Genomic DNA, 6,032 nt, shown 5'->3' with positions numbered 1-6,032 from the left:
CTCTTCCCATCCCGAACAGAGAAGTTAAGCCCGCCTGCGCAGATGGTACTGCAGTTATGTGGGAGAGTATGTCGTCGCCTTTCTTTTAAGAACCCTATCCAAATCGGATAGGGTTTTTTGTTTTATAGCGTTTTTTAAATCCTTGCGCGCTTTGCGTAAGCCTTCGCGCTCTTTACGGTTAAAAAAGCACACGGATGATACGGATTCGCCAGGCGAAAACGCGGATCAGAACGGATTTTTTTTGATTTACAGGAGTGAAAATTGCTTTTGCTCTTTCAGGGCGATGTTTGCTGTTCATTTTGCTTTATACATAGTGCTTTGCACCATGCTCTTTGCTTTTCGGGCTTTCAGCCCTTTTTTCTTGTGTGCTTTGCGTATACCTTTGCGGACTTTACGGTTAAAAACTTTAGTCCTTTTTTTCTTTGAATATTCTTTTTATCACGGTATGCGTTAGGGATGGAAGCGATATCCTTTTGCGATTACCGTACATTTAAAATTCCCTGAAACTTCTATCGCAAAAGATTTAGCGGACAGCCCGACCCAAAGGGGAACGCCATAACTATCTTTACTATATTTTTGCTAAGTAGGTATTAACTTAAAAATCTGAGAGTAATTTTTTTTTCGATGGGTTGTAATCAAAGATTGTAATTTCAGATAAAAATCATATTTTTACTTTAGTGTTTAATCTATCTAAAAATCGGAATGCGATGAAAAATGTCTTTTATAAAGAAGATTGTGATGAGTTTGTAAAACGTATCAATTTGCTTCAACCGGATTCGGTAGGGCTCTGGGGTAAAATGGATGTGGCTCAAATGCTGGCACACTGCAATGTTTCCTATGAGATGGTTTTCGATGATATTCATCCCAAGCCGGGTTTCTTTTTGAAGTTTATTTTGAAGACATTGGTTAAAAATAAGGTGGTAAGTGAGACACCGTATAAACATAATAACCCGACGGCATCTCAATTTATTATAAATGGCACTCGCGATTTTAATCTTGAGAAAGAAAGACTGATTGCGTACATTAATAAAACGCAACTCTTAGGCGAAAAAGACTTTGAGGGTAAAGAATCACATTCTTTTGGCAGATTAACTGCGACAGAATGGAGCAATATGTTTGCTAAACATCTGGAGCATCATCTGAGTCAATTTGGTGTTTAATTTTATGCTTTGCTTATGAGAATGTTCTGTATTGTCAGTTTGCTATTTTTAGGATTAGCTGTAAACGCGCAGCAGCAGGAAGTCCAGAAGAGTATTGAAACTTTTTTTGAAGGTTTTCACCAAAGGGATACTGTAAGGATGAAATCTGTTTGTGCGGATAGGATAGTCCTGCAATCTATTAGTGAGAGTTTGGTTAAAGGAAACAAACTTACAGAGGAGAATGCGGGTAAATTCTATAAATCAATTGCTACCATCCCGTCTAATATTGAATTTTCTGAAAAGATTTTAAGCTACAATATCCAAATTGACGGAACAATAGCACATGTTTGGGCACCCTATCAGTTTTATGTGAACGATAAACTGAGTCATTCGGGAGTAAATACTTTTACTTTGTTTAAAGAAAAAGACAACTGGAAAATCATCTATCTGATCGATACCCGAAGAAAATAATGCTTTTATGCAATTTCAGTTGCAAAGTAATGACAGGAGTCAGCAATTGTGCACTCATCACATTTGGGTTTAGGTCTGCAGGTTTCCCTTCCTAAAAAAGAAATCGCCATACCAATTTCAGACCAAATGGTTTTGGGCAAAACCTGCATTAGGTCTTTTTCTGTTTTAATTCCGTCTTTACTCTCTTTGATAATACCAATTCTTGGTGCTACGCGTATGACATGTAAATCGGCAATAATTCCTTCTGCCGGTTGATGAGTTTCTCGTAAAATTACATTAGCTGATTTTCTTCCAATACCTTTTAAAGCGGTTAATTCTTTCATGGTTAATGGAATGTCTTCATCATTTTGAACCGTTTTTGCAATTTCTAAAAGCCATTGTGCTTTTGTGGGATAATTACGGACTTTACTTATGTATGGAATAAAAGTTTCTGCATCGGTTTGAGACAGGCTTTTTAGTGTGGGATATTTTTCAAATAGTGCCGGTGCAATTTTATTGATATTGGCATCAGAATCCTGAGCAGACAGAACAACCATTACTAGTAATTGATAAGTATTTTGATAGTCTAAAGGATGTTTTCTTCCTTTATATTTACTTAAAATGGGTTCCAGTTTTGTTTTCCAGTTTGTTGTTTCTCCAAATAAGTCCATCTTTAGTTTCTTTAGTATTGAATAATAGAAAGTATAACTATCACAAAATTAAGAGGTTTTGATGAAATCTATCGTTTTTTTAATGACATTTTGATTGCCTAGAATTTTTCGGTGTCCTAAGCCTTCTGTTAGATATAAAGTTCCACTTTCCAGTTGCTTATGAATATGTATTCCTGCTTTTACGGAAACTTCAGGATCATCATGATCATGAATTACGAGGACAGGTAGTTTAACTTTTTGAGCTGCTTTGTAAGCCGAAAAGTCATCCATTTTTACCTGATATTTCTCTTCAAAATGGTCGCGTAAACGTTCGCTGATTTCTGGTTTTAGCTCTAGTTTGGCTACAAAATCATTCAATATATCCTGTACAATATCACCACTGCCAATTACTATTGCTTTTTTTACCTGTAATCCGTCTTTAATCGCGTTTAGGACAGACATTCCGCCTAAGGAATGACCGATAGCGAAATCAAAAGGGCCAAATTGTTTTTCAATTTCTAAAATTGAAGCAATAAATTCAGACATAATCGTACTTTTTCCTTCGGATTTTCCATGTGCAGGAGCATCAAAACTTACCGTTGAAAAGCCATTTTTTAAAAGTTCATCGGCTATTTTGAATAATTGGGTTCCTCTTCCGGCCCAACCGTGTACGAGTAAAATTTTGCGATTATTTTTCCCATATTCATACGTAACGACGCTTTTATTAATTACGGGAACGTAAATGGTTCTTTGAATACTTTTTTGCTCCATATCCAATTCGCGTTTTGGAACTTTATGTTTTACAGGAGTTGTGAAAAGTTTTGCGGCATAAGTGGTAACCAGTTTTGTTGAAAAAAAGGCACAAATTTTAGCGGATGCAATAATAAACTTGGGAATTTTTAGAGATTTAGTAGGATTATTTTCCTTTTTTGACATATCAATAATTTTTTTCTGAGGGCTGGATTCTGTTTATTTTTTCCTAAATTTAAAAAAAGATAAAAGTAACACATTAATAGATGTTTACTGAAAAAAAGTATTGAGAAAATAGTATTTAGTACGCATATAAATTTTAAGAATGGAAATATTTCACATCAGTGCAGAGTGTTATCCAATGGCAAAGGTGGGCGGTTTAGCCGATGTGGTTGGCGCATTGCCTAAGTATCAGAACAAAGCTGGTCACGACGTTCGTGTTGTGGTTCCTTGTTATGATACAAAATTCAGAAAAGAAAACGATTTTGAATGTGTTCATTGGGGAAATGTGAAGTTGGGGAATTTTAATTTTCCGTTTAGTGTTTTAAAAGAAACAACAGATAAATTGGGATATGAGTTGTATCTGATTGAAATTAAAGAATTGTTCGATCGCCCAAATGTTTACGGATATGAAGATGATATTGAAAGATTTGTATCCTTTCAGATGGCAACCTTAGACTGGATTACAGCAAGGAATAAAGTTCCTGATGTTTTAAATTGCCACGATCACCACACCGGATTGATTCCGTTTTTAGTTCAATATGCTTACAAATATGAAAGTCTTAGCAGTGTAAGATCAGTAATTACAATACACAATGGTCTGTATCAGGGTTGGTTTGGTTTTGATAAGCTCTTTTATTTGCCTGAGTTTGATTTGAAGCATGTTGGTTTCTTAGAGTGGGACCATTCGATTAACTCATTAGCAGTAGGAATCAAGTGTGCTCATGCTGTGACTACGGTTTCTCCAAGTTATCTCGACGAAATTAATAATGCCGCAAATGGTTTAGAAGCCCTTTTCAAATCTGTTCGCCACAAATCAAAGGGGATTTTAAACGGGATAGATTTTGAAGTTTGGGATCCTGCCAAAGACCAAATGATTGAGAGTAATTATTCGATAGATACTTTTGAGATTGGAAAACAGCAGAACAAAGAAAAATTATGCGAGGAGTTTGAACTCGATCCTGCAAAACCAATATTCAGTTTTATAGGGCGTCTGTTTGAGGAGAAAGGAGGGGATTTGCTTCCACAGGCTTCGGCACTGGCATTATCCGAGAATTTTGAAAATATTAATATACTGATTCTGGGATCTGGAAATTCGTTGATTGAAGAACAATTGGTTCAATTGCGGAATGATTATAAAGGGAATTACAACGTTTTTATTGGGTATAATGAAGCATTAGCCCATTTGATTTACGCAGGAGCAGATTTTATTTTAATGCCTTCGAGAGTTGAACCTTGTGGCTTAAACCAAATGTATGCACTGCGTTATGGAACAGTTCCGATTGTGAGAAGAACCGGAGGCTTGAGAGATACGGTAATAGATTTTGGTGACGCTGGTAACGGAGTGTGCCATGACCAGGCTTCGGTAGGGGATATTTGTTATTCGATCAATCGTGCCGTCAAATTATATGGGGATAAAATTAATTTTAAAAATATTAGAGCGAAAGGAATGGGGACAGATCATTCCTGGGAGCGTGCATGCCAAGAATACATCGAGATATACAACCTAATAATTGAGAAAAATGAAATTTAAGAAGAAGAATGTAGTTGCCATTATTTTAGGAGGAGGACAAGGATCACGCTTGTTCCCATTAACCGAAACCCGATCTAAGCCCGCAGTGCCAATTGGTGGAAAATACCGATTGGTGGATATCCCTATTTCCAATTGTATTAATTCTGATATTTTTAAAATATTTGTCCTGACACAGTTCAACTCGGCGTCTCTAAACGCACATATTAAAAACACTTTTAATTTTAGCATCTTTAGCCAGTCGTTTGTCGATATTCTGGCGGCAGAACAAACTCCTGATAATCCAACCTGGTTTCAGGGAACAGCAGATGCCGTTAGACAATGTATGTCTCATTTTTTAAAACACGAATTTGACTATGCCTTGATTTTATCCGGAGATCAATTGTATCAAATGGATTTTAATGAGATGCTGGAGGCGCATATTGCTGCTGATGCTGCGATTTCGATTGCGACATTGCCGGTGAATGCTAAAGACGCACCTGAGTTTGGAATTCTTAAAACCAATCATGAGAGTTTTATCGAAGCTTTTATTGAAAAGCCCCATGCCTCATTGTTACCCGAATGGGAATCTGATGTAAGTGAACACATGAAAGAGAAGGGTAAAAAATATCTGGCTTCTATGGGAATTTATATTTTCAACCGTGAACTACTCGTAGAACTGATGGCTGATCCGGAAACAAAGGATTTTGGAAAAGAAATCATTCCGCAGGCTGTAGGCAAACATAAAATTTTGAGTTACCAATACGAAGGGTATTGGACCGATATCGGGAATATTGAATCTTTCTTTGAAGCTAATATTGGTCTGACGGCTGATATTCCTGAATTTAATTTGTTTGATAATGACAATAAAATTTTTACAAGACCCCGATTATTACCACCTTCTAAATTTAGAAATTCTACCATCAATCAATCGTTGATTTCGGAGGGATGTATTATTAACGCCAAAGAAATTAAAAGTTCAGTCATTGGAATCCGTTCCAGAATTGGAGAGGGAACTGTATTGGAGAATTGTTATGTGATGGGGAACGATTTTTATCAGGATCTGGACGAACTAAATCGTGAAGCCGCAATCCATAAAATTCATGTTGGTATTGGTGAAAACTGTTTCATACAAAATGCTCTGATTGATAAGAATGTCAGAATTGGAAATAACGTTCACATTAGCGGTGGAAAACATTTGGATAATTTTACAAATGAGCTGTACAGTATCAAAGATGGTATTGTTGTGATTAAAAAAGGAGCTGTTCTCTCTGATAATTTTAGAATTGAATAAAATGCTTAGAATTAATTATT

6 protein-coding genes and 1 rRNA gene are annotated in these 6,032 nt (G+C 36.2%); 5 read left to right on the top strand and 2 right to left on the bottom strand.

Annotated features, from left to right (window positions below; genetic code table 11):
- From rrf to BHE19_RS17565, 3 genes are all read left to right on the top strand, one after another.
- Positions 1-83: ribosomal RNA gene (rrf, locus tag BHE19_RS17575) — 5S ribosomal RNA — on the top strand; the annotation flags it as partial.
- Between the two features lie 624 nt (positions 84-707).
- On the top strand, positions 708-1,160 hold the full coding sequence (locus BHE19_RS17570) for a DUF1569 domain-containing protein (protein ID WP_070908191.1): 453 nt from the start codon (positions 708-710) through the stop codon (positions 1,158-1,160).
- A 15-nt stretch (positions 1,161-1,175) separates the two neighbouring features.
- On the top strand, positions 1,176-1,610 hold the full coding sequence (locus BHE19_RS17565; RefSeq protein WP_070908190.1) for a Cif family virulence factor: 435 nt from the start codon (positions 1,176-1,178) through the stop codon (positions 1,608-1,610).
- 5 nt (positions 1,611-1,615) lie between these two features.
- On the opposite strand, the gene BHE19_RS17560 is transcribed toward BHE19_RS17565, so the two are convergent.
- Together BHE19_RS17560 and BHE19_RS17555 are read right to left on the bottom strand one after the other, a co-directional pair.
- The gene (locus tag BHE19_RS17560; RefSeq protein ID WP_070908189.1) at positions 1,616-2,260 is read right to left on the bottom strand and encodes an endonuclease III domain-containing protein; all 645 of its coding nucleotides are present in this window, start codon (positions 2,258-2,260) and stop codon (positions 1,616-1,618) included.
- 48 nt (positions 2,261-2,308) lie between these two features.
- A complete protein-coding gene (locus tag BHE19_RS17555; protein WP_070908188.1) occupies positions 2,309-3,175 on the bottom strand; it encodes an alpha/beta hydrolase in 867 nt (288 codons plus the stop codon).
- Between the two features lie 139 nt (positions 3,176-3,314).
- Here BHE19_RS17555 and BHE19_RS17550 point away from each other — a divergent pair, with 139 nt between their 5' ends.
- The gene (locus BHE19_RS17550; protein ID WP_070908187.1) at positions 3,315-4,742 is read left to right on the top strand and encodes a glycogen synthase; all 1,428 of its coding nucleotides are present in this window, start codon (positions 3,315-3,317) and stop codon (positions 4,740-4,742) included.
- Positions 4,732-6,012: a glucose-1-phosphate adenylyltransferase gene (locus tag BHE19_RS17545; protein ID WP_070908186.1), complete on the top strand. Its 1,281-nt coding sequence runs from the start codon at positions 4,732-4,734 to the stop codon at positions 6,010-6,012. Before BHE19_RS17550 ends, BHE19_RS17545 begins: the two co-directional genes overlap by 11 nt.
- Positions 6,013-6,032: the final 20 nt, after the last annotated feature.

The organism is Flavobacterium tructae (assembly GCF_001853485.1).
GTDB lineage: Bacteria > Bacteroidota > Bacteroidia > Flavobacteriales > Flavobacteriaceae > Flavobacterium > Flavobacterium tructae.
The sequence above is the reverse complement of the archived record's forward strand: the minus strand, read 5'-3'. Positions and strand labels throughout refer to the sequence as shown.

What these genes read in the sequence shown, in the direction of transcription:
- BHE19_RS17570 (WP_070908191.1), top strand. Translation starts at nt 708, where the DNA reads ATGAAAAATGTCTTTTATAAAGAAGATTGTGATGAGTTTGTAAAACGT.
- BHE19_RS17565 (WP_070908190.1), top strand. Translation starts at nt 1,176, where the DNA reads ATGAGAATGTTCTGTATTGTCAGTTTGCTATTTTTAGGATTAGCTGTA.
- BHE19_RS17560 (WP_070908189.1), bottom strand. Translation starts at nt 2,260, where the DNA reads ATGGACTTATTTGGAGAAACAACAAACTGGAAAACAAAACTGGAACCC.
- BHE19_RS17555 (WP_070908188.1), bottom strand. Translation starts at nt 3,175, where the DNA reads ATGTCAAAAAAGGAAAATAATCCTACTAAATCTCTAAAAATTCCCAAG.
- BHE19_RS17550 (WP_070908187.1), top strand. Translation starts at nt 3,315, where the DNA reads ATGGAAATATTTCACATCAGTGCAGAGTGTTATCCAATGGCAAAGGTG.
- BHE19_RS17545 (WP_070908186.1), top strand. Translation starts at nt 4,732, where the DNA reads ATGAAATTTAAGAAGAAGAATGTAGTTGCCATTATTTTAGGAGGAGGA.